Source organism: Flavobacterium sp. RHBU_24, assembly GCF_046613695.1.
Classification (GTDB): Bacteria; Bacteroidota; Bacteroidia; order Flavobacteriales; family Flavobacteriaceae; genus Flavobacterium.
Window position 1 is genome coordinate 33,312 of sequence record NZ_JBKJHD010000008.1, and the last position, 25,366, is coordinate 58,677.

The 25,366-nt window shown below is 42.8% G+C and carries 26 protein-coding genes; 13 read left to right on the forward strand and 13 right to left on the reverse strand.

The features are described from left to right. The first annotated feature begins 239 nt into the window (after positions 1-239). The gene (locus ACLI09_RS09675; protein ID WP_411419412.1) at positions 240-1,706 is read left to right on the forward strand and encodes a GyrI-like domain-containing protein; all 1,467 of its coding nucleotides are present in this window, start codon (positions 240-242) and stop codon (positions 1,704-1,706) included. 57 nt (positions 1,707-1,763) lie between these two features. Here the strand turns inward: ACLI09_RS09675 and ACLI09_RS09680 are convergent, their stop codons facing one another. From ACLI09_RS09680 to ACLI09_RS09740, 13 genes are all read right to left on the reverse strand, one after another. Next, positions 1,764-2,483 (reverse strand): ThiF family adenylyltransferase, encoded by a 720-nt coding sequence (locus ACLI09_RS09680; RefSeq protein ID WP_411419413.1) that lies wholly within the window; start codon positions 2,481-2,483, stop codon positions 1,764-1,766. Further along, the gene (locus ACLI09_RS09685; protein WP_411419414.1) at positions 2,458-3,120 is read right to left on the reverse strand and encodes a TatD family hydrolase; all 663 of its coding nucleotides are present in this window, start codon (positions 3,118-3,120) and stop codon (positions 2,458-2,460) included. Before ACLI09_RS09685 ends, ACLI09_RS09680 begins: the two co-directional genes overlap by 26 nt. Positions 3,121-3,133: 13 nt before the next feature. Beyond that, positions 3,134-3,541 (reverse strand): putative toxin-antitoxin system toxin component, PIN family, encoded by a 408-nt coding sequence (locus ACLI09_RS09690; RefSeq protein ID WP_411419415.1) that lies wholly within the window; start codon positions 3,539-3,541, stop codon positions 3,134-3,136. Beyond that, positions 3,531-3,746 carry a hypothetical protein gene (locus tag ACLI09_RS09695; RefSeq protein ID WP_411419416.1) on the reverse strand — a complete coding sequence of 72 codons (216 nt, stop codon included), beginning with the start codon at positions 3,744-3,746 and terminating at the stop codon, positions 3,531-3,533. Before ACLI09_RS09695 ends, ACLI09_RS09690 begins: the two co-directional genes overlap by 11 nt. Before the next feature lie 23 nt (positions 3,747-3,769). Beyond that, entirely contained in the window at positions 3,770-4,957 is a 1,188-nt protein-coding gene (gene mnmA / locus ACLI09_RS09700; protein WP_411419417.1) for a tRNA 2-thiouridine(34) synthase MnmA, read from the reverse strand. Between the two features lie 44 nt (positions 4,958-5,001). Further along, positions 5,002-5,715, reverse strand: a complete 714-nt coding sequence (locus ACLI09_RS09705) for a hypothetical protein (RefSeq protein WP_411419418.1) — start codon at positions 5,713-5,715, stop codon at positions 5,002-5,004. Positions 5,716-5,833: 118 nt separating this feature from the next. After that, on the reverse strand, positions 5,834-7,732 hold the full coding sequence (yidC, locus tag ACLI09_RS09710) for a membrane protein insertase YidC (protein ID WP_411419419.1): 1,899 nt from the start codon (positions 7,730-7,732) through the stop codon (positions 5,834-5,836). Between the two features lie 54 nt (positions 7,733-7,786). Further along, on the reverse strand, positions 7,787-9,403 hold the full coding sequence (locus tag ACLI09_RS09715) for a CTP synthase (RefSeq protein ID WP_411419420.1): 1,617 nt from the start codon (positions 9,401-9,403) through the stop codon (positions 7,787-7,789). Positions 9,404-9,586: 183 nt separating this feature from the next. After that, positions 9,587-9,817, reverse strand: a complete 231-nt coding sequence (locus ACLI09_RS09720; protein ID WP_411419421.1) for a DUF3820 family protein — start codon at positions 9,815-9,817, stop codon at positions 9,587-9,589. 86 nt (positions 9,818-9,903) lie between these two features. Continuing rightward, complete coding sequence (locus ACLI09_RS09725) at positions 9,904-10,302, reverse strand: OsmC family protein (protein ID WP_411419422.1); 399 nt, start codon at positions 10,300-10,302, stop codon at positions 9,904-9,906. A 4-nt stretch (positions 10,303-10,306) separates the two neighbouring features. Continuing rightward, on the reverse strand, positions 10,307-12,250 hold the full coding sequence (locus ACLI09_RS09730) for a LysM peptidoglycan-binding domain-containing protein (RefSeq protein ID WP_411419423.1): 1,944 nt from the start codon (positions 12,248-12,250) through the stop codon (positions 10,307-10,309). 101 nt (positions 12,251-12,351) lie between these two features. Then, positions 12,352-12,708, reverse strand: a complete 357-nt coding sequence (locus tag ACLI09_RS09735) for a LysM peptidoglycan-binding domain-containing protein (RefSeq protein WP_411419424.1) — start codon at positions 12,706-12,708, stop codon at positions 12,352-12,354. Positions 12,709-12,793: 85 nt separating this feature from the next. Then, entirely contained in the window at positions 12,794-13,537 is a 744-nt protein-coding gene (locus tag ACLI09_RS09740; RefSeq protein WP_411419425.1) for an RDD family protein, read from the reverse strand. Positions 13,538-13,560: 23 nt separating this feature from the next. Here ACLI09_RS09740 and ACLI09_RS09745 point away from each other — a divergent pair, with 23 nt between their 5' ends. The 12 genes from ACLI09_RS09745 to ACLI09_RS09800 all read left to right on the forward strand — a co-directional run bounded on the left by ACLI09_RS09745 (position 13,561) and on the right by ACLI09_RS09800 (position 25,276). Further along, the gene (locus ACLI09_RS09745) at positions 13,561-14,538 is read left to right on the forward strand and encodes a stage II sporulation protein M (protein ID WP_411419426.1); all 978 of its coding nucleotides are present in this window, start codon (positions 13,561-13,563) and stop codon (positions 14,536-14,538) included. Between the two features lie 21 nt (positions 14,539-14,559). Continuing rightward, a complete protein-coding gene (locus ACLI09_RS09750) occupies positions 14,560-15,378 on the forward strand; it encodes a DUF4129 domain-containing protein (protein ID WP_411419427.1) in 819 nt (272 codons plus the stop codon). Position 15,379: 1 nt separating this feature from the next. Further along, positions 15,380-16,567, forward strand: a complete 1,188-nt coding sequence (locus tag ACLI09_RS09755) for a DUF4350 domain-containing protein (protein ID WP_411419428.1) — start codon at positions 15,380-15,382, stop codon at positions 16,565-16,567. Continuing rightward, positions 16,564-17,682, forward strand: coding sequence for an AAA family ATPase (locus ACLI09_RS09760; RefSeq protein WP_411419429.1), 1,119 nt, complete (start codon positions 16,564-16,566; stop codon positions 17,680-17,682). Before ACLI09_RS09755 ends, ACLI09_RS09760 begins: the two co-directional genes overlap by 4 nt. Beyond that, complete coding sequence (locus ACLI09_RS09765; protein WP_411419430.1) at positions 17,682-19,034, forward strand: DUF58 domain-containing protein; 1,353 nt, start codon at positions 17,682-17,684, stop codon at positions 19,032-19,034. Before ACLI09_RS09760 ends, ACLI09_RS09765 begins: the two co-directional genes overlap by 1 nt. Before the next feature lie 21 nt (positions 19,035-19,055). After that, positions 19,056-20,075, forward strand: a complete 1,020-nt coding sequence (locus ACLI09_RS09770; protein ID WP_411419431.1) for a hypothetical protein — start codon at positions 19,056-19,058, stop codon at positions 20,073-20,075. Positions 20,076-20,096: 21 nt separating this feature from the next. After that, on the forward strand, positions 20,097-20,888 hold the full coding sequence (locus tag ACLI09_RS09775; RefSeq protein ID WP_411419432.1) for a TrmH family RNA methyltransferase: 792 nt from the start codon (positions 20,097-20,099) through the stop codon (positions 20,886-20,888). 25 nt (positions 20,889-20,913) lie between these two features. Continuing rightward, positions 20,914-22,959 (forward strand): M48 family metallopeptidase, encoded by a 2,046-nt coding sequence (locus tag ACLI09_RS09780; protein WP_411419433.1) that lies wholly within the window; start codon positions 20,914-20,916, stop codon positions 22,957-22,959. A 24-nt stretch (positions 22,960-22,983) separates the two neighbouring features. Next, positions 22,984-23,511 carry a hypothetical protein gene (locus ACLI09_RS09785; RefSeq protein WP_411419434.1) on the forward strand — a complete coding sequence of 176 codons (528 nt, stop codon included), beginning with the start codon at positions 22,984-22,986 and terminating at the stop codon, positions 23,509-23,511. Beyond that, positions 23,511-24,062: a cupin domain-containing protein gene (locus tag ACLI09_RS09790; protein WP_411419435.1), complete on the forward strand. Its 552-nt coding sequence runs from the start codon at positions 23,511-23,513 to the stop codon at positions 24,060-24,062. The genes ACLI09_RS09785 and ACLI09_RS09790 overlap by 1 nt, the downstream gene beginning before the upstream one ends. Before the next feature lie 45 nt (positions 24,063-24,107). Next, positions 24,108-24,389: an ArsR/SmtB family transcription factor gene (locus ACLI09_RS09795; protein WP_411419436.1), complete on the forward strand. Its 282-nt coding sequence runs from the start codon at positions 24,108-24,110 to the stop codon at positions 24,387-24,389. Positions 24,390-24,523: 134 nt separating this feature from the next. Next, entirely contained in the window at positions 24,524-25,276 is a 753-nt protein-coding gene (locus ACLI09_RS09800; protein WP_411419437.1) for an SDR family NAD(P)-dependent oxidoreductase, read from the forward strand. The last annotated feature ends 90 nt before the right edge of the window (positions 25,277-25,366 follow it).

The window sequence follows — 25,366 nt, forward strand, 5'->3', positions numbered from 1 at the left end:
AAACAAAACCCCTGAATTGGGAACTGAAATTCAATTTTAGTTATTTTGTAGTTGGTTTAGGACAAAAAAAATGCTCCCGTCCTGGGGGCATTTTTTACTTTTAATATAAATTTCTAAAACTCATTTGATTGTTATAAAATTTCCCACCGAATATGAACGTTTATATTTTCAATAAAAAACGGCATGAAAATAGTACATTGTATATTTATTTATAATTTTACATCATATTAAAGTGCTGAATGAAGATTTTAAAATATGTTTTTCTGCTATTAATCCTGGCCTCTATTTCCGGCGTTGTTTTTATTGCAACACAGGATGGCACGTATACCGTAGAAAAGCAAAAGGTAATTAACGTATCTAAACCCGTATTATTTAGTTATATTACTGACTATAAAAACTGGCAAAACCTGGGCCTGCTGGCACAGGCAGATACTACGGCCACTTATAACTTCTCTAAAAACACGGCCGGCAACGGCGCCTACATGCAGTGGCAAAAAAATAATTATTCCGGCAAGATAACGACTGATAAGATTTTTGTTAGTGATTCCGTTAAGCAAACCGTAATGTATAATGGCCATGAAAGCACTATTACATGGACTTTTACTGACACCCTTAATAACAGCACGCATGTAAAAGTACGCCTTACCGGAACCCGCAATTTTAAAGAAAAGGCGTTGTCTTTATTACAAAGCAATGTGGCTACTGATTTTGAGAAAACGCTGGGCGCGGGGCTTACTAACCTGCAGGCGTTTTTAGTAACCGAATTGCGTAACTATACTACCGATATTGAAGGCCTTGTTACTAAAAATGGCGTATTTTATATAGGCCATACCCAAAAGGGCAGTGTTGAAAATATCACCGCAAAAGCCACTGACAACTTTAATAAACTTCTTGCCTTTACGGCACAGAATAAAATGGAGCAGGCCGGCGCGCCGTTTATTATATACAATAATTACAATAAAGCTGCAAAAACAGCTTCATATACTTTTGCCATACCTATAAAGAACGAAATTTATACCGCCGAAGGCAGTGAGTATGCCGGAGGACGGCTACAGCCATTTACTGCCCTTAAAACCACGCTAAAAGGAGATTACTCGCACCTGCCCGAAGCCTGGCGCAAAGCAGGCAGCTATATAAATGGAAAAGCGCTTGTGGAAAACACCACGCTGAATTATGTAGAAGTTTATGTAAAAACAGGCGCGCAAACCCAGAGGCCATCGCAGTGGCAAACGGATATTTACATTCCTGTAAACAACCAGGAACTTTCGATAGAAGCGCTGTCGGTGGAGGGTGCTGCTCCGGCAACCGGTTCTACGCCTGTAACGGCCACTCAAAAACCGGCAGCACAAAAACCGGCAACCGGAACAAATACTACTAAAACTGCGGCTACTGTTACAAAGCCTACTGCTTCAGGCTCTGTTAAACCCGCTACAGGTACGGCTCAAAAAACTACAACCGAGACCGCTACCGGCACTAAACCTAAAACCGGTACAACCTCCGGAAGCACCACTAACAAACCTAAAGGCGCGACAATTAAGCCAACTGGTACAACTGCTAAGGGAACTACGCAAACACAGCCCAAAGCAACTACTGCAACTACACCAAAGCGTACTACAGATACCGCACCAAAACCCAAGACAGCTGCTGCGCAAAAGCCTTTGGCACCGGGTGACGATGGATTAAACCCTCCCAAGGATGGGGAATAGGTAAATCTATAAGCCCCCGCCGATGGCGGGGGCTTATAGATTTATTAACGAAGTATCTTACGCTTTCTTGATGATATACTTTACCACGGTTTCGGCGGCATGGAGGCCAAATAACGCAGGCATCCAGCTGTTTGTGCCAAAAAATGATTTCTTAAAGTTCTTGCCGTCGGTCATTTTAAGGCTGGTCTGGTCCGGTGTTTCTACCGAATATACTGCTTTAACCCCTTTTGTAATGCCTTCCTTACGCAGGCGCTTACGCACAGTTTTGGCCAGCGGGCATACATCGGTCTTACTAATATCGGTTACACGCACCTTAGAAGCCTCAAATTTGCCCCCTGCGCCCATATTACTTATAATCTTAACCTTTTTACGCCTTGCCGACATAATGAGGTTTAATTTGGGCGTAATGCTGTCTATGCAATCCAGTACATAGTCGTATTCTTCGGTAACTAACTCATAGGCCCGCTCCGGCGAAAGGAATTCCTCCACGCGTATAAGATTCAGTTCCGGGTTAATGTCCATAAGCCTGTCGCCTACAATCTTTACCTTAGGCTGGCCCACTGTGCTGTGCAGCGCGGGTAGCTGGCGGTTAATGTTGGTAATATCCACGGTGTCCCCGTCTACAATCGTCATGGTACCCACACCTGCCCTGGCAAGGAATTCGGCCGCAAACGATCCTACGCCTCCAAGGCCCACCACCATTACATGCGATTTCTTTAAATTTTCAAGCCCTTCTTTTTTAAACAAAAGTTCAGCTCTTTCCTGCCATACTGCCATTTTTAAAAACGGTATTAAAGTTATTGCTTACTATTTCAGTGAGCGTTTGTATATCAATATTTCGTGCCTGCGTTGCCTTCGCATATACCTCGGTTATTCCCTCCTCTATCGTATCGGTTTCAAGGAAAAACCTATCGTCCGGTACTCCCGCAAAAACGTCGCCCAACTCCGGGTTACGCAACAGGTATTTGCCAAATGAGATATAAAATCCGTTATCAAGCAGTTGCTTTGCCACCTGTGCGTTCTTGCTAAACCCATGTACAATCATGGGAACATTAACATTCAGCCGGTTCTTAATTTCAATAAGTTCCTGAAAGGCGGCAACAAGGTGCAAAATTACGGGTTTTTGATATTTTATTGCCAATAATAATTGCTTTTCAAAAATTTCGGCCTGAACATCAAGCGGAATTTCGATGCGCTTATCCAGCCCGCATTCGCCAAGGGCAAGGCAGTTGCGCAATGGCAGGCGTTGTTCTATAATCGCTAAATGTTCATCAACTTTTTCAGTATCAATATACCACGGATGTATCCCCGTTGAAAAATATGTTGAACTGATATCTTCATAGGGATAACAGTTTACGACTTCAATCACATCAGGGTTATTGGTAAAATTGTGGGTATGGAGGTTGTGGAGCATTTATGGCTATTTTCTATTTTTGTAAAAAATCTGTAAAGCTTAAAATTTCTGTGTCGTTAATCTTATTTAGAATAAGAAGATCTTTATCCCCTATTATAAGATAATCAGCATTTCCATCTGTGGCTAACGCAAGCAAAAAGTTATCTTTTTCATCGCGACATAGTGTAACACTAGAGACAACATTTATAAATTCTGCCTGATTATTAATTTCCCTTAAAAGCGTTTTTAAATCTCTGGTCGAAAAATATTTGGTAAATTTAGGTCGTTGGGCAGCTTCGATAAATTCTGCCAGGAGTTCTTCGCTAAAAAGTAAAGTTAGCGTATTGGTATCGAAAAGTCTGTCAAGCTTAGCATAATCCTTCGTAAGCAGAAAGCTAATCCATAAGTTAGTATCAATAATAAGCCTTAACTTATTTTGCATACCTTTCAGACCTTACGGCTTCTACTTCAGCTGCGATTTCTTCAGCTGAGGGAACATTTTTTAAAGCTTTATTGCGTAATTTTTCAACGACGTTTAAAAATTTATTTTCGTTAGCCGGCTTAATTGCAATAAGTTTTAATTCTGCAAGTTCTTTAAGCAGATTTAAAGCTTTAGGATTAATTATATCTATCTGAAATGATTCCATAATAACAAATATACAATTTTTATTTAAGAAATAACCCCACTACCCACAAGCTCATCCCCGATGTGCCATGCGGCAAACTGGCCTTCTGTAATGGCGCTCTGCGGCTCCTCAAACGATATATACATACCGTTGTCAAACCTGTGCAGCCTGGCTTTTTGCAGCGGCTGGCGGTAGCGTATGCGCACCATAACGTCCATGGTTTGTCCATCGGTTAAGGCCAGGTCTTCGCGCACCCAGTGTATCTCGCTTTCCTGGATAAACAGCGCTTTACGGAACAAGCCCGGGTGGCTGTGCCCCTGCCCGGTGTATATGGCATTGCTCTCCACATCGGTAGCGATTATAAACAGCGCTTCTTTAGTACCGCCCACGTTAAGGCCTTTGCGCTGGCCTATGGTGTAGTAGTGCGCGCCCTGGTGTTTACCCACCACTTTAGCCATATCTGGCGTGTAGTTTATGTTAGCGGCTTCGTATGCCAGTTGCTCTTTTACCGATGTAAACTGTGGCACTTCGGCTTTGTAAGTTTCAAGTTCCGCATTTACCTCATAGATAACGCCTTCCTTAGGCTGCAACTGCTGCTGAAGGAATTCCGGCAGGCGTACCTTGCCAATAAAGCAAAGCCCCTGTGAGTCTTTTTTCTCGGCCGTAACCAATTCCATTTTAGCGGCTATTTCACGTACCTGTGGCTTGGTCAGTTCCCCTATTGGAAATAAGGCTTTCGCCAATTGCTCCTGTGAGAGCTGGCATAAAAAGTACGACTGGTCTTTGTTACCATCCACTCCGGCAAGCAGGCGGTGTACTTCCTGCCCGTCTTTTATAATGGTGTCTTTACGGCAATAGTGGCCTGTGGCAACATAGTCGGCGCCAAGGCTCAGGGCTATTTTCATAAAAACGTCAAATTTTATTTCGCGGTTGCACAGCACATCGGGGTTTGGCGTGCGGCCTTTTTCATATTCGTTAAACATATAGTCAACTATACGCTCTTTATATTCCTCGCTAAGGTCTACCGTCTGGAACGGTATACCCAGCTTTTCAGCTACCAGCAGCGCATCATTACTGTCTTCCAGCCACGGGCATTCGTTAGATATGGTAACGGTATCGTCGTGCCAGTTTTTCATAAAAAGGCCTATAACCTCATACCCCTGTTCCTGCAACAGGTAGGCTGCCACGCTACTATCTACTCCACCCGAAAGACCTACAACTACACGCTTCATCTTAAATACATTCAAAAATTTCGATGCAAAGGTACAATAAAAAATTAATTCTTTGTTTTCTCTTTCACCGCCCTAATCGCCGCGTCACGCGCGCTGATATCCATATTTTTTTCTTTTAGTTTTCCGTTTTCGAAAAACTTCCATACGCCGCTCTTACGCCCTGCCTTATACACGCCCTGCGATGCGATATTCCCCTTACTGTCGCGGTATATGGCAGGCCCTTCATAGTTATCATTTTTATATATTGCTTCTTCAAGCACTATGCCTTTCTCGGTATATTTTTTATACGGGCCTTCTTTAACGCCATGCATATAAGCCGTTTCTTCGGCTACTATACCGCTTGGGAAATACACCCTGCGCACACCCTCAATCTTGCCCTGCTTATAGGTTTCTTTAGCCATTATGGTTTTTGCCTTAAAATGGTAATACAGCCATTCGCCCTCGCGTAGCTTGTTTACTTCCTTTCCTTCACTAACCTTGGTACCGGTGGGCTCAAAGAATGTGGTATAGCACGAGGCGTCTTTAGCAAAAACGCGCGTTGCGGCTAATGTATTGGACCTAGAATCATCATAAAATTTAAAGGTGCCGGTTTCTTTACCATGCTCAAAAGTGCCTTCGTAGCGGGGGTTGCCACTATCATACGTACCTTTCCAGAGTCCGTGGCGGTTACCGTTTGCATCTTTTTGGTTAACAGCCTGGGCTGCGGCTGTAGTTATGGCCATGATGGCTAAAAGCACTGTTGCAAAATTCCTGATCATTACTTTGTGTCTTTTTGGATAAAACCTGAATATACTTTTTTTATTGTTTACCGGATACCAAAACAATGCCAAACGTAAATTAATGCAAAAGCACCCCGCAGGGTGCTTTTTATCAACATTATTTCTTTAATTGTCTCTTCTGTTGTTCCTGCTGCGCCTGCTCCATCATGTCCTGCATGCGCTTAGAAAACCCGCCTTGCTTTTTGGGCTTGGTTTTATTCGCCTGGATGATAGCGTGTATCTTGTCTTCTTTTACAATATGGTTTTTAATAACATACATGATACCAATTGTAATAAGGTTAGATATAAAGTAATATAAACTTAAGCCTGCCGGGTTGCTGTTAAAAAATATAAGCATCATTATAGGCGAAAGGTAAATCATTACTTTCATTATCTTGCTCATGTCCGGCATGCCTTCCTGCTGCGGAGCGCTCATGCTTTGGTCGCCGGATGTCATCCTCATGTAAAAGAAAATGGCAAGCGAGGCAAGTATAGGAAACAAACTAACGTGGTTGCCGTAAAAAGGGATACTGAACGGAAGTTTTAGTACCGAGTCATACGACGAAAGGTCGTTTGCCCAAAGGAAACTTTGCTGCCTTAAGTCGAAATACGACGGGAAGAACTGGAACAGCGCGTAGAACACAGGTATCTGCATTAATGCCGGCAAGCAGCCTGCCATAGGGTTTACACCCGCCGAATTATACAGCTTCATGGTTTCCTGCTGTTTTTTCATGGCATCGTTCTTATACTTCTCATTTAGCTCGGTTATTTCCGGGCGAAGCACTTTCATTTTAGCCTGGGATACGTATGATTTATAAGTAACCGGAGACATGGCCAGCCTTACCAGTATGGTAAATATAATAATACAAATTCCATAGGGTAAAAATCCGCTAAGCAAACTAAATACCGGTATAAATATCCAGCGGTTTATCCAGCCGAATATACCCCAGCCCAATGGTACTATTTCGTCAAGGTTCCTGTCATATCCATTAAGTATATTATAGTCAGACGGGCCGTAGTACCAGTTCATGTTATAACTAAGCTCGCCACCCTTAAACTCAAGCGGTAATTTTGCAGTGAAGTTTTTGGTATAAATCGTGTCTTTAGTTTCGTCTGCAACCAGGTTTTCTGATGTAAGGTCGGCCGTTTTAAAGTGCGTATCGGTTAATAAAACCGACGTAAACATGTGTTGCTTAAAGGCCACATAGCTTACATCCTCCGGTTTTTCGCTTTCAGATTTCCCAAGGCCGAGCTTATCGCTCTTACCGTCTTCATACTCATAGGCAAGGTTTGTATAACGGTTTTCAAAGGTTACACTGTTTTCATTCCTGTAGGTTTTCATGCTCCAATCCAGGTCTACCGGTTTAGATGTGTCAACAACTTGTGCCAAACCTTGCGAACGGATAGAAAAATCCATCATATACTCATCAGGCTTCAGCACATAACGATATTCTAAAAACTGGTTTGCACCCGCTTTAAGCCTCATGGTAAGCACCTCGTTTTGGCCTTCTTTAGTATATACAGGTTCAAAATACATTTCCCTGGTGTTAAGCAGGCGGTTATCAGCCGTTTTTAACTGAAGGTTGAGTGCGGCATTACCTTTGTTAATGAGCTCAACCCGTTGCCCTGAGCCTTTTTTAAACTGCTCAAAGTTATTGAGGGTAAGTTCTTGTATATAACCACCTTTATTTGCCACCTTAATAGTTAGCAGCGCGTTCTTAATTTCGGTAACGTTACTTTTAGCCGATGGAAGTGCAGCGCTATATGCAAAAGCACCCAGCGTACTTTTAAGCTTTGCAGTTTTTACAGAATCATTTACAGTGGTATCTGCTACAACAGCTGCGGTAGCCTCCTCTGGTATCTGAGTTTTTTTAGCCTTATCTATTTGTTCCTGCTTTTCTTTTTCAAGCGCTTCTTTTTCATTTTTGGCGGTATTGTTATAAATCATGTATAACAACAAAAGCGTGATAAGACCGAAACCAATAATTGTTTTAACGTCTAATTTTTTTTCTTCCATTATTTTTTTAGTTCTGCACTATAAGTAAGCATCAGGCTACTTTTGTTACACGTGCTATTTGTTCTTTTTCTGTACTGCAGCCTTTACAAAACCCACAAAAAGCGGGTGAGGGTTTGCCACGGTACTCTTATATTCAGGGTGATATTGCACGCCTATAAAAAACGGGTGCGTATCAAGCTCTATAACCTCTACAAGGCCGGTATCCGGGTTAAGGCCCGATGGCTTAAGGCCCGCTTTTTGCATCTCGCCAAGGTAAGCGCCGTTAAACTCATAGCGGTGGCGGTGGCGCTCACTTATTTCGCTTTGCCCGTTATATATGTTGCTTGCAAGCGTACCTGCATCAAGCTGGCATTTCCATGCACCCAGGCGCATGGTGCCGCCCATATCAGTAATGTTTTTTTGTTCCTCCATAATGTTTATAACCGGGTATGGCGTGTGCTCGTTCATCTCGGTAGAGTTTGCCTCTTTCCAGCCCAGTACGTTACGGGCATACTCTATAACAGACATTTGCATACCCAGGCAGATTCCCAGGAAGGGTACATTATTTTCACGGGCGTAGCGCACCGTTTCTATCTTACCCTCTATACCCCTGCCGCCAAAGCCCGGCGCTACAAGTATACCGTCCAGGCCTGCCAGCTTATCAGCTGCGTTTTCTTTATCAATATACTCAGAGTGCACACTTATTACATTTACCTTGGTTTCGTTTGCAGAACCAGCGTGTATAAAGGCTTCCAGTATTGATTTATATGAATCCTGAAGCTCTACATACTTACCTACAAGGCCAATGTTTACGGTATGCTTAGGGTTTTTAAGCCTGAACAGGAACTCGTTCCACTGGCTAAGGTCCGGTGCGTTTTTCTCAGGAAGGTCAAGTTTTTTAAGGGCTACTTTGTCCAACCCTTCTTCAAGCATAAGGTTAGGAACATCGTATATTGTGGAAGCGTCTATAGACTGTATTACCGCCTCACGCTTTACGTTACAAAACTGCGCAAGCTTCTGGCGAAGGTCAGAGCTAAGTTCATGTTCGGTACGGCATACCAGTATATCCGCCTTGATACCACTCTCCATTAAAGTTTTAACCGAGTGTTGCGTAGGCTTGGTTTTAAGTTCACCTGCCGCCGCTAAATAGGGTACCAGCGTAAGGTGTATTACAATGCTGTTGCTCTCGCCAAGGTCGTATACTAATTGCCTTACCGACTCTATATACGGCAGCGACTCGATATCACCCACAGTACCGCCTATCTCTGTAATAACAATATCATAGTTGCCGGTGTTGCCCAGAAGCTGCATGCGCTCCTTTATTTCGTTTGTAATATGCGGAACCACCTGCACCGTTTTACCTAAAAACTCGCCGCGGCGCTCTTTTTCGATAACCGAAAGGTATACCCTGCCTGTGGTAACGTTATTTGCCTGCGATGTAGGCACGTTAAGAAAACGCTCGTAGTGGCCAAGGTCCAGGTCGGTCTCCGCACCATCATCGGTTACATAGCATTCGCCATGCTCATACGGGTTGAGCGTACCGGGGTCTACATTAATATAAGGGTCAAATTTCTGGATGGTGGCCCTATAGCCCCTTGCCTGCAATAATTTTGCTAACGAAGCCGCAATTATCCCTTTCCCAAGGGAAGAAGTAACGCCTCCGGTAACAAAAATATACTTAGTCTGATTCATTGTTTTTACTCCTGTAGTTGTGTTGTTGTTGCAAAAAAACGTGGCAAAAGTACGAAAATTAATTGATTGCGAAAGGAATAAAACAATGTAACAATGACTTAATATAACAATTTATGAGATAACCTTTTATGGCAGCTATAAGAGAATGAATACATTAAAAAATTAAACAATTGCTGCATTTAATCACGGCTTAGGGTATTGCGCTTTTATGTTGCGAACAATATTTTCAAGCCCGTTTAGCTTAAGCTCATAAACAAGCTGCAACTGCAGGCCGAGTGTACCTGCCGGGAAGCCTTTATTACTGTACCACACTACATAATATTCGGGCAGGTCTATAAGGTACTTACCCTCGTACTTACCAAAAGGCATTTTTGTATGTGCAAGCTTTATAAGAAATTGTTTTTGGTCGTCCAAGAAAAGTTTCAGGTTACAGGTTTAAAGTTATTACAGTTCGCTTTACAAACATGCAATTTAATCTTGTAATTATTTCTGCCTGGTGATTACCAGTTAAATGTAATGTCTTTTTCTATATCGGGGTGCAGGCTTTGGTGTACCGGGCACGTCATAGCGGCACGTTCAAGTATAATGCGGCTTTTTTCATCTGCATCACTTTTAAGGCTGAAAACAATTTTTATACCCGAAATACGGCGTGGGTCGGCTGCCATAAATTTGGTTACTTCGGCTGTGCTGCCTTCCAGCGCCACACCCATGTCGCGTGCTTTAATGCCCATTATAGTAAACATACAGCTTGCCAATGCATTTGCTACGGTATCGGTAGGCGAAAATGCCTCGCCTTTACCGTTGTTGTCCAGCGGAGCGTCTGAAATTATTTCGCTTCCCGACTGTATATGTATCGATGATGTGCGTAAATCGCCCAGGTAAGTTACTTTAGATGTCATGCTATTATTGTGCTTTTATTACGTTAAGGCCTTCTTCAAACTGCATAATGTAAACGCCGTTATTGTAGTTACCCCCGGCTTGTGAGAGGTACATAAACTTATTTTCTACCTGCTCACTGTTTTTTTGCGCCATGGTAGTTTTAAAATCCTCCTCCTGAAACAGGCGCAGTATGGTATCAAAGGTAATATCAAAACCTCTTATAGCATAGGCTGTAGGGTTAAAGCCGTTCTTTTCCCGGAATACTTTGGCAAATAACTCGTGTTGCGCGTCATTATCATCGCGTGTGATGGAGGGATACAGCAACTTTAACTTTACAAGCTTATCAAGCGCCACTTCATCATGGTCATAACGCTCGGTTTTATCGGGCAACGCAAGCTGTATGGTATAGTCCTTCTGGGCATCAGTAAGAATACGTAACGCACCGCTAATATGGGCCAGGCTTTCGGCATCCAGTATTACATAGTTTGTTTTACCTGCTACAAGCAGGGCTTTTATCGCCTCGGCAGTACTGCCCGCGTCAATAATACGGAATGCCGTATAATTTGCCTTTATAAAATCGCGAGAAGCGGTTTTCTTTTTATCTATAATTGCTATTACATTGCCTTCTTTACTACGTATGTAATCAAACAGTGCCTTGCGCATTATATCGTCAGTAGGTATAGAGTAATACAGGTTTGGCAATGCCCTGCCGGTATCTTTAGCGAGGGGAGAAATTACTGCAGCATTGGGCATCAGCAGGGCAGCACTCTCAGTATTTGTCTGGAAGAATGGGCCTATTACGGCGTTTACGCCTGTAAGTTGTCCTTTAAGGGTAGCTACATCACTGCTGCGCGGTGAGGTTTCTTTCGCATCAAGTATTTTTACATCGAGCGGCAGGCCAAGTGTTTTGGCAGAATCTATCGCTACCAACGCACCTGCATAAAAATCGAGCGTAAGGTTAAGCAGCTTATCGGTACGCAGCAGTTTACCCCTTACAGTATCGCTTTCAATCCTATAGGTGTTGAACGGCAGCAAAAGCGCCAGTTTTTTTGGTTTTGTTTTTACTAATGATGATTGAAGGCTGGCTACCTGGCCCGGTATAAAGGTACCGCTGTCTTTAGGTAGTTTTATAACCATTCCATCGCGCAGGCCGTCTTTAATTTCGGGGTTAAGACTTATCAGTTCGGGCTCGGTCAGGCCGCTCCTTTTGCTCAGGCTGTATATGGTTTCTTTCGGCTGTACGGTATAATCTATATACAGGTCCTCAACTGGGGGGTTAGACGGCTTTACAACCCCGGTATTTACAGGCGCTACCTGTGGTACTTTGCTTTCTGCAATCACGGCATTTTTTGCTAGCTTAAGCTTAAACCCTAAGGGAAGCGAATCTTTAACTTCGGGATTTAGCTCTTCTACAAGCTGAACGGTCATGCCATAGGTTTTTGCAATGCTGTATACCGTTTCACCCGCTTCAACCGTATGGTACATGTATGTAGTCCCTTTCCCGGCTGCAATTTGCTTTTCGGCAACGGCAGCCTGTGCTGCAACACCACTCCCTTTTATGGGAATAATGAGTTCATCGCCTGCTTTAAGGCCGTCTTTAACCAACGCCGTGTTAGCCTTTTCAAGCGCCTCTGGTGTAATATTATATTTTTTTGATATACTGTACAAGGTTTCTTTAGCCTCTACCTTATGTATTGTATTTACAACTTTAGTGGGTACTTCTTTTACCGGTGTACCTGCTGGCAGGGGCTTAACGGGCGGGTCAGGTATCAGCAGTGTGCTGCCTAACTGTATGCCGTTGCGCGCATCGGGGTTAAGGCGGTAAATATCGTAAGGCGTTATTTGGTACTTTTTGCTAATGCTTACTACTGTTTCGCCTTTTTCAACCTTATGACTGTGGTGGCCCTGCGCGCTAACAGCAGATGGAAAAAGAAATAATGCAAAAACAAATACCAAAATAAATTTCATGTGCGGTGTGTTTTATAATAAATAAGCCGTTACAAAGGTACATTTTGTAACGGCTGTATGCCTGATTTTATTTCTAATTTTACGTTAAAAACAATTTTTCCCTATTCTTCGCCCTTATCGGAAACCAAGTGGCCCGTTGTTGCCCTCCGGTCATACTTTTTATTTATTTTATCGGCAGGGATATTTATCATCATATTATAACTAATCCCCTTGGTTGCATCGGGGTTTAGCTCATAAATATCCTTAGGGGTAATGTGATATTTTTTTGCGATTAACATAACGGTTTCTCCCATCAGAACTTTGTGCGAAACCACATTTACTACCTCATCTTCATTTGCATTAACCGATTTATTATCAGTTAATTCAGAATTTTCTTTCAATTCAGCGTTCTCCTGCGCACTGGCTGCTATCCCAAAAAACAATGCCGCGACAAATGTTAAAATCATTTTCCTTTTCATATCCTTCCGTCGTTTTTGTTGTGAATTATTTAACGGCAATATACAAAAGAAATTATTTAAGTTTTAACTATTTAACTGTTAAAGTTTACATGTTCTGGGTATAAAAATTATAGTCGTTTAAAACCGTATCTACAAAGGCAGTGGCATTAGCGCTTACCGATTTTATACCTGTTACGGTCTCTATTTTATACTGTAGTTTCTGCATCATGTTAAAGTCGGCCTGGCGGTAGCTGGCTTCGTAGGTTTCTTTTATAATGCGTACATCGTTATCGGTAAGCTTTATTACAAGCGGATAAACAGGCTTGTAGCGGGTATCTATTTCGCGGAGAATAGTGTGGTTGATACTTATGTCGCGCTTAAGCGATATAACGGCGGTACCGGCGGCAAGGTCGCCCAGGCGGCGGTCGTCTTTATTAACTATCATTGCTATGAGGCCGATGATACTCATTGGAGGGGTAACCTCTACAATCCTGAAAATCCACCGGATAAGGTAATCGCCAAAGGAAGACTGGTAGCCGTCTATTTTTATAACTTTTATCTTCATTACCATTTTGCCTATGGTTTGCCCATCAAGAAAGGTTTCGCACAATAGCGCATAAAACAGCATGGGCAGCCAAGATAGGCCATATACTGATTTTTGAGTCCAGTAATCCTGCTCTGCAAGATAGCTGTTAAAGCCGGTCAATTCAAAAATTACCGAATAAGCCACTAAGTAATAAGCATAAAATATTGCTAAGTCTATAAGGTACGCAATAACACGCTCGCCCACCCCCGCGGTATTAAAATTTATATTAACATTTTGTGTAGTTGTTATAGCTAGTTGCGACATAATTTTATATTTTTAGCCCTACTATGAGAGAAGTTGCTTTTATAAAACAAAATAAAGAAAAATGGCTGGAATTTGAGCAGGCTATTTTTAGCAAAGCTAAAAAAAATCCTGACGACCTTGCCAGCCTCTATATCCAGCTGGTTAATGACCTTGCCTATGCACAAAGCTTTTACCCAAAAAGCAAAAGCGTGGTATACCTTAATAACCTTGCGGCGGTAACCTACCAAAAGATTTATAAAACCAAGCGCGAAGAAAAAAACAGGCTCATACATTTTTTTAAAACAGAAGTGCCGTTAATAGTCTATGAAAACCGCCGCTACATATTGTATGCCTTTTTACTGTTTACACTCTTTACAGGTATCGGCGCCTTTTCTGCTTCATATGACGATTCTCTTTTACGAATGATTGTTGGAGACGGATATGTTAATGAAACGCTGCAAAATATTAAAAACGGAGACCCTGTGGCGGTATACAAATCGTCAGACGGCTGGAGCAGCGCTATAGGTATTACCCTTAACAACCTTCAGGTATCGGCAGTAGAGTTTGCCCTGGGACTTTTAGGTGGCTTTGGCACTGCCTTGAAACTATTTGAAAACTCGATTATGCTTGGGGCATTTCAGTATTTTTTTTATGACCATGGTGTATTCTGGGCCAGCGTGCGTGGTATCTGGATACACGGCGCTATGGAAATATTTTCTATAGTTATATGCGCTGCGGCGGGATTTATATTTGGCGCCGGGCTGCTGTTCCCTAAAACCTATTCACGCATAGACTCGCTTAAAACAGGGTTTAAAAACGGTATCAAGATATGGTTAAGTACGCTTCCTTTTATTCTTTTTGCCGGCATACTGGAGGGCTTTGTAACCCGCTACAGCAAAGAAATGCCCATGGTATTAAACATTTTTATAATATTATCTACGCTTTCACTAATTTCGTGGTATTATCTTATCTACCCGTTTATAGTGCATCGCAAAATTAAAAAAGCCCTAAAAAGCCTTTAAAACCAACCAAGCCTATTTAAAGTGACCAGAATACTTATTTATATATCTTTTTTATTATTACCCCTATCTAACTACGCCTGGCAGGATGCAGATGTTGACACTGTTGTGGTAGGCGATTCTGCAACTGTTGACGGGTATGGTTCCGGCAATTATGAAGAAGACGGCTACGAAGAAAAACAAACTGCGGCAACACCTCCGCCTCCACCGGTATATGTAAAGAAATCTTTTGACAGGGATTTTAAAAAACGCTATACCGACGACGATTTCAATTATAAAGAAGAAAAGGCGGGAGACAGTTGGGGGCAACAATTTTTTAGCTGGATACGCAGCGTATTAGATGCTATTTTTGGCAGTAAAGGAGAAACCCGTACACGCAGCAATACAGGGCGCAGCTTCCCTATTTATGAAATTATGGCTGTTATAGTATTACTGGTTGTAGTATATTTTATAGCCCGTGCCATCTTGCAAAAAGAGGGCTACTGGATTTTTGGCCGGTCGTCTAAGCGTATTGTGAGCAACGACCTTACCGTAGAAAACCTGCATGAGGTAGATTTTGCAACCCGGATAAGCCAGACAAAAGCAAATAACGATTACAGGCTGGCACTGCGCTACTATTACCTGTGGCTGCTAAAAAAAATGGCTGCCAGAAATATTATAGACTGGAACTGGGAAAAAACCAACAGCGACTATTATTATGAAATAAAAGACAATACCCTAAGGGATGATTTTAAGTACCTCTCTTATGTATACGACCATAGCTGGTATGGGGAGTTCCCCATTGACGAAAAAAGTTTCGGCAAAGCCGAAGCCGCCTTTCAAAAAACCTTAAACACCATTTAACATGCGCAAAACAATAATTATAGTTTCGGCAGTACTGGTGGTGCTAATAGGGTTAATTATCGCCGCGGAGGCATCGGCACCAAAAAAAATAGACTGGACCTTCTCTGCATCCGTAACGGATAAAAGGCCTTTGGGTTTGTATATTTTTGACCGTGAAGCAAAACATTTTTTTAAAGGCCAGGACATACAGCAATTCAATACATCGCCTTACGAATATATAGACGGCTTGTATGATTACGACCAAAGCGATTACACAGTAAAAGGCACCTACCTGAAAATTACGGCCGAGAATGAAATGGATGATGAGTCGGCACGGTCGCTGCTTAATTATGCCGATTACGGCAATACGGTTTTCTTATCAATGCCCGAGTTCCCACAGATAATACTTGACACACTGGGGCTTACAGTGGCCACACACAAAAACCGGGATACCCTAAACCTTAGCCTGGCCGATAATAACAGCATGAAATATGAGTTTGCCGAAGGCCGGCTGTTTACTTATTTCGACAGCCTTAAGGTTAGCAATGACAGCATCACTATAAAAGGCTACCAAAAAAATAAGAAAGCCATGCTACCTAACTTTGTAGAGGCAAAATTTGGCTATGGCCGCATTATACTGCACACCCAGCCCGCCGCCTTTACAAATTACTACCTGCTTAAGGATGATTATTATAAGTATACAGAGTCCGTTTTAGCAGGCATACCTAAGGGTGCGGTATTGTGGCAGGTGGGTAACGCTACCTACCAGGATAAAAGGTCTAAACTAAGTTATTTTCTTAACCAGCCCGCATTCAGGGCTTTTTGGTACCTTGGGCTTTTGGCGCTGCTTATATTTATATTTTTTAACGCACGGCGCCGGCAGCGGGTAGTGCCGGTTATCAACCCGGTTACAAACACTACTATAGATTTTGCTAAGACCATAGGCAACCTGTACTTTCAGGAAGGCGACCACCATACCATAATTGATAAAAAAATTATCTATTTCCTGGAGCATGTGCGTAATGAGTATCTTATTGACACATTTAGCCTTGACGAAAAATTTATCGAACGCCTGCACCTTAAAAGCGGCAAATCCATAAACGATATTACCACAGCGGTAGGCCTGATAAAAAAGCACCGCAATAATTTTACAAGTACTGCCAATGATCTGGCAGCCATAAATAAAGCCATAGAAAAACTCAGGTTATGACAGAATTTGAAAACACCGCCCCCGGCCAGGAACCGGAAAACAATGAGCACCGCCCGTTAGAAAATATAGTGCCCCCGGTGCCAGACACATTAGGAGTACCCGAAGCGCCTGAAGTACCTGTTGTGGCCGTACCCGAAAGCGAGACCCTTAACTTTAGTACCAGGCTCGACCTTAACGCCCTGCGCAGTAGTATAGAAGCCGTAAAACATGAAATAGGCTCTGTAATAGTAGGCCAGCATAAAATGGTAGACCAGTTGCTTGTAGCCATACTGAGCGGCGGCCACGTATTGCTTGAAGGGGTGCCCGGCGTGGCAAAAACCATTACCGCAAAGCTATTGAGCAAAGCGCTTTCGCTTGATTTTAGCCGTATACAGTTTACGCCCGACCTTATGCCGAGCGATATACTGGGCACATCGGTATTTGACCTCTCAAAATCAGAATTCAATTTTAAAAAGGGGCCTATCTTTTCAAACTTTGTACTTATAGATGAGGTAAACCGCGCCCCGGCAAAAACACAGGCGGCACTGTTTGAGGTAATGGAGGAGCGCCAGATAACCGTAGAGGGCGAAACCTATATTTTAGATGCACCGTTCCTGGTTATTGCCACACAAAACCCCATAGAGCAGGAAGGTACCTACCGACTGCCCGAAGCCCAGCTGGACAGGTTTTTATTCAAAATAAACATCAGCTACCCTAAAATTGATGAGGAAATAGCCATATTACAGCGTGAAAATGCCCTTAAGGACCACGATAAATTAGGCAATATCCGCAAGGTACTTACTCAGCAGGACATTATCAGCTTTCAGCATATTGTAAAACAAATAGTGATAGAGCCGCAGCTTATAGAATATATCGCCAAGATAGTGGTTAACACCCGCGAAAATGCGTTCCTGTACCTGGGCGCTTCGCCAAGGGCGTCAATTGCCATATTGAACGCTGCAAAAGGCTATGCTGCGCTAAGGAGCCGCGATTTTGTAACGCCCGATGACATTAAAGATGCCGCCATACCGGTACTGCAGCATCGCGTGGTGGTAGCGCCGGAACGTGAGATGGAAGGCCTTACCAGCGAGCAGATTATCAAGCAGATAGTAGATACCGTAGAAATTCCGCGTTAATGGATGTTTTAAAACGCATATACGCTTTTATCAAGGGGATTTATATTAATAATTTCGCCTTTTACCTTTTTATGGGTATACTGGCGCTGTTTTTACTGTCCTATCTTTTTCCGGCGTTATATAAGGCTACCTGGCTTGTTACCTACCTGTTTTTAGGTTTTGTCCTGGTAGATTTCCTGCTTGTTTTTTTAAGCAACCACCGTATGGAGGCCAGCCGAAAAACACCTGAAAAATTCAGTAACGGCGACGATAACCAGGTTACCATAACGGTAGAAAACGGCTATAGTTTTCCGGTACGCGTGAAGGTTATTGACGAAATGCCGTTTCAGTTCCAGGTGCGCGACTTTAGCCTGGTAAAGCATGTGCCTGCCGGTAAGGCGATAGCCTTTGGTTATTTTTTACGCCCGGTAGAGCGCGGCGAATACCATTTTGGCAAATTAAACATTTATGTATCAAGCCCGCTGCGGTTGGTATCCCGGAGGTTTGCCTTTGGCGAAGGTGCCATGGTACCCACCTACCCTTCATATCAGCAACTGCGTAAGTATGAACTGATGGCTTTTAGTAACCAGTTGTTTGAGTACGGCATCAAAAAAATACGCCGCCTGGGCCATACCATGGAGTTTGAGCAGATTAAGGAATATGTTTCCGGCGATGACATTCGCACCATTAACTGGAAAGCTACGGCCAAGAAAAACCAGCTTATGGTAAACCAGTTCCAGGATGAGCGGTCGCAAAGTGTATATCTGGCCATAGATAAAGGCCGCGTAATGAAAATGCCGTTTAACGGCCTGAGCCTGCTGGACTATGCCGTAAACTCATCGTTAGTACTGAGCAGCGTTATCATTAAAAAACAGGACAAAGCCGGTATGTTCTCATTTAGTAAAAAGGTAGAGAACTTTATACCTGCCGACAGGCGCCCCATACAGATGCAAAAAATTCAGGAGGGGTTATATAATGTAACTACCAACTTTTTTGAAAGCGATTACAGCAGGCTCTATGCCGAAATAAAAAAGAATATTACCCAGCGCAGCCTGGTTATTTTATATACCAACTTTGAAACGCTCGACGGACTTAAACGGCAGATGAACTATCTTAAAGGCATAGCTAAAAACCATTTGCTTGTGGTGGTATTTTTTGAGAATGTAGAGCTGGACCACCTCATACAGAAAAAGGCCGAAAACACCCGCGAGATTTATGACCAGGTAATTGCCGAGAAATTTGCTTTTGAAAAGAGGCTCATTGTACAGGAACTTAAAAAATATGGCATCCATTCGGTGCTTACAAAACCGGAAAATCTTACCGTAGAAAGCATAAATAAATACCTTGAAATAAAGGCACGCGGAATATTATAAGCCATAAAATGCAGGAGAATTATGAGAAGGCTTACTGTTTTAGAAACCGACAGGCTCAATATAGCACTGATGCTGCTGTCATTAGTGCCTGCATTTTTACTGCCGTTTAGTACCTTCCTGTTTGTGTACGCGTTCCTGGGTCCGCTGCATTATCTTACTGAAATAAACTGGCTGCACAAAAAAAAGTACTTTACACAAAACCGGTATGAGTATGGCTTTATCTACCTGCTAATAGCCATAATAGGCCTGTTGATACTCACTAAATCGCCACTGCGGAGGTACGTGCCGCTGCTTACATTCATAGTATTTTTTGGTACACTGGGGTTTATTACGTTAAAAAACAACAGGCAAAAAGTAGTGTTTACCATGCTGTTTGCCATTGTAGGCGCACTGTTTTATTTTGGGCTCAATACGTATTTCCGCATTATTTTCTCTACCCTAATGCCTACCATAATACACGTGTTTGTGTTTACGGGCCTTTTTATACTGATAGGCGCACTGAAATCAAGCAGCACTACGGGTAAAATATCATTAGGGGTGTTTGTAACCTGTGCGCTTGTAACACTTTTTGCAGGTACCGGACTTAATATGGAAATAGCCGGAGAAGCCATTCAAAATAACTATAGTAGCTTCAGGAAGTTGAGCAAAGTACTCATGGCGCTGTTTGGTATGTTTGGCGCACAAAACGGCACCATTTTACCTACTCCGGACGGTTCCTCCCTAACTAATGCCGACCTGATGATTTATTTCTCCACCACAGGCATCAAGGTAATGCGTTTTATTGCCTTTGCATACACCTACCACTACCTCAACTGGTTCAGCAAAACATCGGTAATACAATGGCATAATACAAAACGTATTAACCTCGTGGCGATAATCGCCGTATGGGTAGCCTCAGTGGCATTGTATATATTAGATTATAAAACCGGGCTTAAATGGCTGTTCCTGCTCAGCTTTGGGCACGTGCTGCTGGAGTTTCCTCTAAACCACCGCAGTTTTATGGAAGTGAAGGAACGGCTGTATTTAAAATTTTTAAGGTAAATTTGTCGCACATACTTAACCATGAAACAAATAACCAGCGCCCAGAACCCGTTTATAAAACAACTTGTACAGCTTCAGGAAAAAAGCAAGGCCCGCAAACAAAGCGGTACTTTTTTAATAGAAGGCCAGCGCGAGCTGGAACTGGCACGTAAAGGCGGGTACGAGATAGAAACGGTGCTGTTTGTGCACGATATGCTCAGCGAGCAGCAGGTATCGCAGCTGGCCGGAGCCAATGCCGAGCGTATAGAAATAAACCGCGAAGTGTATCAAAAACTGGCCTACCGCGACAGTACCGAGGGTGTGATAGGCATTGCCAAGACAAAAAGCCTTAATCTTGAAGACTTACAACTGAAAGAAAATCCACTCATCCTGGTGATGGAAGCACCCGAAAAACCCGGTAACCTTGGTGCAATGCTGCGCACTGCCGACGCGGCAAACCTTGACGCGGTAATTATTGCCAATGCCAAAACTGATTTTTATAACCCTAACATAGTACGCAACAGTATGGGCTGCCTCTTTACAAACCAGATAGCAGCCGGCACTACTGACGAAGTTATTGCCTACCTTAAATCAAAAAATATAAATATATATTGCGCTACCCTACAGGATTCCGCCTTGTATCATGAGCAGGATTATACTACCGGTACCGCCCTTGTGGTGGGCACCGAAGCTACCGGCTTAACCCAGGCATGGCGCTATGCCGCTACCCAAAACATTATCATACCTATGCAGGGCGCTATCGACTCTATGAACGTTTCGGTTGCTGCCGCTATACTTATATTTGAAGCGAAACGCCAGCGCGATTTTAAATAATAATTAACCAACCACCAATTAGCGTATGCAGAATGTAGCCGTTACCCCCCAATTTAAAAAGAAAGCCTACCGGGCTATTTTATCTATTGTTTTATTTGTAGCAACCTACATAGCGCTTATGGCGCTCGCGGTGGGGCTTGCCATACTGTGCGGCTATGCTGCCATTTATATATTATCGTTTCATGTAAGCATCATTACCATAATGCTGGCACTGGGCTGCGTGGGTGTAGGTTTGCTTACCCTGTTCTTCCTTATTAAATTTATGTTTACCCGCAATAAAACCGACCTTTCCGGCTTTACCGAAATTACCCGTAACGAAGAGCCGGGCATATTTGCGCTTATAGACAGCGTCGTAGAACAGGCCGGTACTGATTTTCCTAAAAAAGTTTATATCTCCCACGAGGTAAACGCCTCTGTATTTTACGATTCCGGATTTTGGAGTATGTTCCTGCCCGTACGCAAAAACCTGCACATCGGCCTTGGGCTAATGAATACCGTAACAGTAGACGAACTTAAAGGCATTATAGCCCATGAGTTTGGGCATTTTTCGCAGCGCAGCATGAAGGTAGGCAGTTATGTGTATAACGTAAATTATATAATACACAACATGCTGTACCAAAATGAAGGATACACTAATATTGTAAGCAAACTGGCCAATATACACGCGGCAATGTCGCTGCCCATAATAGCAGGCATGCGCATAGTATATGGTATACAGCTTACGCTGCAACAGGTGTATAAGGTGGTAAATATAAGCTATATGGCACTTTCGCGCGAGATGGAGTTTCATGCGGATGAGGTGGCTGCAAACATCGCCGGGCCACAAACGCTTATAACTTCGCTGGTACGCATGGAACTGGCCAGCAAATCATTAAATGAAATTTACAGTTTTTACGGCAACAGGGCGTCCCAAAACCTGAAGCCGCAAAATATATTCCCCAAGCAGTTTTTTGCCATGTCGGTACTGGCAAAAGAATTTGACCTGCCATTTAAAGACGGCCTGCCTTTACTAACCTATGAGCATGGAAGCAGGTTTAATAAATCTAAAATAGAGATAGGCACCCAGTGGATGAGCCACCCCAGCAACAAAGACCGCATAAACAGGTTAATAAGCCTGAACCTGCCCGACAAGCAGCAAAACGGCACTGCCGCAATGACGTTGTTTTCAAATCCTGAAAAAATGCAGCGGGACATTACCGAAAAGCTGTTTAGCGCGGTAAATTATGATGGGGCAGTAAGCTGGCATACGTATGAAGATTTTGAACAGGAATATACTAAAGAGCGCGGGAATAACTCGTTTTCAAAAATGTATAACAATTATTTTGATGATACCAACCTCAGCAAAATAAACGTATCAGATTATGAGGGCCAAAGCACAGTTACAAGCGCAATTGAATTGTTCAGTAATGAAAAAATCGAACTGGTATATAACGCTATTGGAATAGAAAATGATATTGAAATATTAAAGCAGGTAAAAACCGGCAATACAGGTGTTAAATCATTTGATTACGACGGCAAACGTTACAGCAAAACGGATATTGACAGCCTTTTGCCGGAACTCGAAAAACAGCTACAACAATTTAAGGCAGCGATAGACGATAATAACACTAAGATAGTGCAGTATTTTTACAGTAAAGCCCGGCTGAAAGGCACAGCGGAAGAATACAAGCTGTTACTTGATACCTACATAAGCTTTAACGACTTTCAGGCTACAGCATTTACCTGTATAAACAACGTGTACAAGCACGTGCAGTTTTTAAATACTTCTACCGTTATAAATGAAATTGAAAACAACCTGAGGCGGTTATTTCCCCATGAACTTAAGCTTAAGGAAGTAATGCAGCAATACATTTCAGAAGCTGCATATAAAGATTATATTCCTGAAGAAACAGTACAAAAGATACAGCAGTACCTTGATAAAAATTATATTTATTTTGCCGGTGGCACTTATAATCAAAATGCGCTGGGTATACTTTTTGATGCATTAAGGCTGTTTAACGAGTCGGTAAGCAAACAGTTTTTTACGCACAAAAAAGATTTCCTTGATTTTCAGGCCGGCTTAGAATCCTGAAGAAGATATTAGTAAATTTACACCATGAAGTTTTTACAATTCCTTTCTGCACTTTTATTAACACTTACCTGCCATGCTCAGGACGAAACCTTTAGCTGGGAAACCGCAAAGGTGAGTAACAGGCTGCCGCTTACGGTATCGTACAGCGACTTCCAGAAAATATATAAAAAAGCCGACCGCATTGCAGACGCTGAACCGGGACAGACCTGCGGCACTGCCGACGAAGCCAATGTAAAAATGGTATATTACAAAGGTGCCCGTTATGAAATGGACAACGGTATTATGAACTTTAGGGAGCTTGATTTTACACCCCGAAAAAATATGTACTTCCAGCAAAAAGACGATTGGTTTGACCATACCACTACCCTTAAAAGCTTTAGCAAAACCTACCCTGATGCGGCGCTTATTATGGTAACAGAATACGATGAAAATGACGAGCCTACTCAGGTGATTTCATTGCTGCCTCCGGAAGCAGAAGCCGATTGCGAATGGAAGTTTTATTTTAAGGATAATAAGCTGCAAAGGATAGTGTGCGAATTTAGCTGCGACTGATGGCTAACCCTAAAACATACCACAACCCCATAAACGGCGAGTATACTACTATACTGCAAAGTGCTGCCGATACGGATGGTGCCTATACGCACTTTGAGGTATGCCTGAAGCCGGGAGGCAGTAATCCCCTGCACTACCATACTAAATTTTCGGAAGAATTTTTTGCTGTAAAAGGCAGCCTTGGGTTACAGGAAGGGCGTGTAAAGCTGCATCTGCCACCCGGCAAAAGCTTTGTGGTGCCGCCCCGCACCCACCATCGTTTTTATAACGACAGTACTGAAGATATTATTTTCAGGGTAAAGCTTACGCCGGGCCAGCCAAAATTTGAAGATTTTTTAAAGGCAATGTTTGGTATGGTTAACGATGGGCTTACAGTAACTAAAAACCAAATCCCTAAGAATATTTACCATACCGCGATAATGTACACCTGGGGCGACACTCATTTTTCTAATCCTGCTGCAAAGGCCATAGCGCCCATTTTCGGGCTGTTCTATAAGCGCGCTGTGGCAAAGGGAATCGAAAAAAGCCTGCTGGAAAAATACTGCCGTTAGGTAATCACGATTTTAATTGATAAATTTGCATTTTTCAATCTGAATATGAAGCCAAAAGAAATAGAACGCATATCAAAAGCACTGGGCGACCCGCACAGGCTGCGTATAATGCAGGAGGTAAAACGACTGGAATGGATGCCGTGCGCACAAATTTGCGATATGCTCGACCTTGCGCAACCATCTGTATCGCACCACATTAAGCAGCTTGTTGATGCCGGGCTGCTCATACCCGAAAAAGAAGGACGTAATATTAAATACAGTATTGATAAAGAGGTATTTGGCCATTACATAACTTTTTTAAATTCACTGGTTGAAAATAATATATAGAAAAATTTAAATGTATTTATTTATTTCGTAATATTGCAGTGTAATTATAAGCAAACAAGGGCAGGATTTTCTGCCTATTTTTTGACTTATTTACATAGATAAATATAAATATATAAATTAATTATTCGATAACCATGAGTTTACAGTTAGAAGGCAAAGTAGCCATAGTAACAGGCGCCAGCAAAGGCATAGGAGCCGGAATAGCAAAAGATTTAGCTGCGGCCGGAGCGGCAGTGGTAGTAAATTATGCCTCAGATAAGGCAGGGGCAGATAACGCCGTTAACCACATAACATCCGGCGGCGGAAAGGCAATTGCCGTACAGGGCAGCGTATCTGAAGCTGAAGATGTAAAACGCCTGTTTAACGAAGCGGTAAAAGCATACGGCAGGGTAGACATATTAGTAAACAACGCCGGTATTTATCAGTGGGGCGCTCTTGAAGAGATAACCCGCGAAGAATATGACCGCCAGTTTACTACAAATGTATACGGGCCTATACTTACAGCGCAGCACGCAGTTAAGCATTTTCCTGAAACCGGAGGCAGCATTATCAATATCAGCTCTGTGGTGGGCCAGAACCCGTTTGCAAATTCAACCGTGTATTCTGCCACTAAAGGCGCGCTTGATACTGTCTCTAAAGCCCTTTCTAAAGAACTTGGGCCTAAAAAGATCCGTGTAAATGTGGTGGCCCCGGGGCTTACTGAAACTGAAGGTACTAAAAGTTCTGGCTTCTCCGGCAGCGAGTTTGAACAGGCTATAGTTGCCACAACCCCACTGGGCCGCATAGGCCAGCCTGACGATATAGCCCGCGCCGTTACATTCCTTGCCAGCGATGCTTCCGCATGGATTACCGGCCAGATAATCAATGTATCAGGAGGTATAAACTAATTATTTTTTGTTTTTCTCAGTGTCTGCTAAAGAGCTCCGCATTTTGCGGGGCTTTTTTTGCTTCACGCATCTTATTTTACTCCTGTAAAA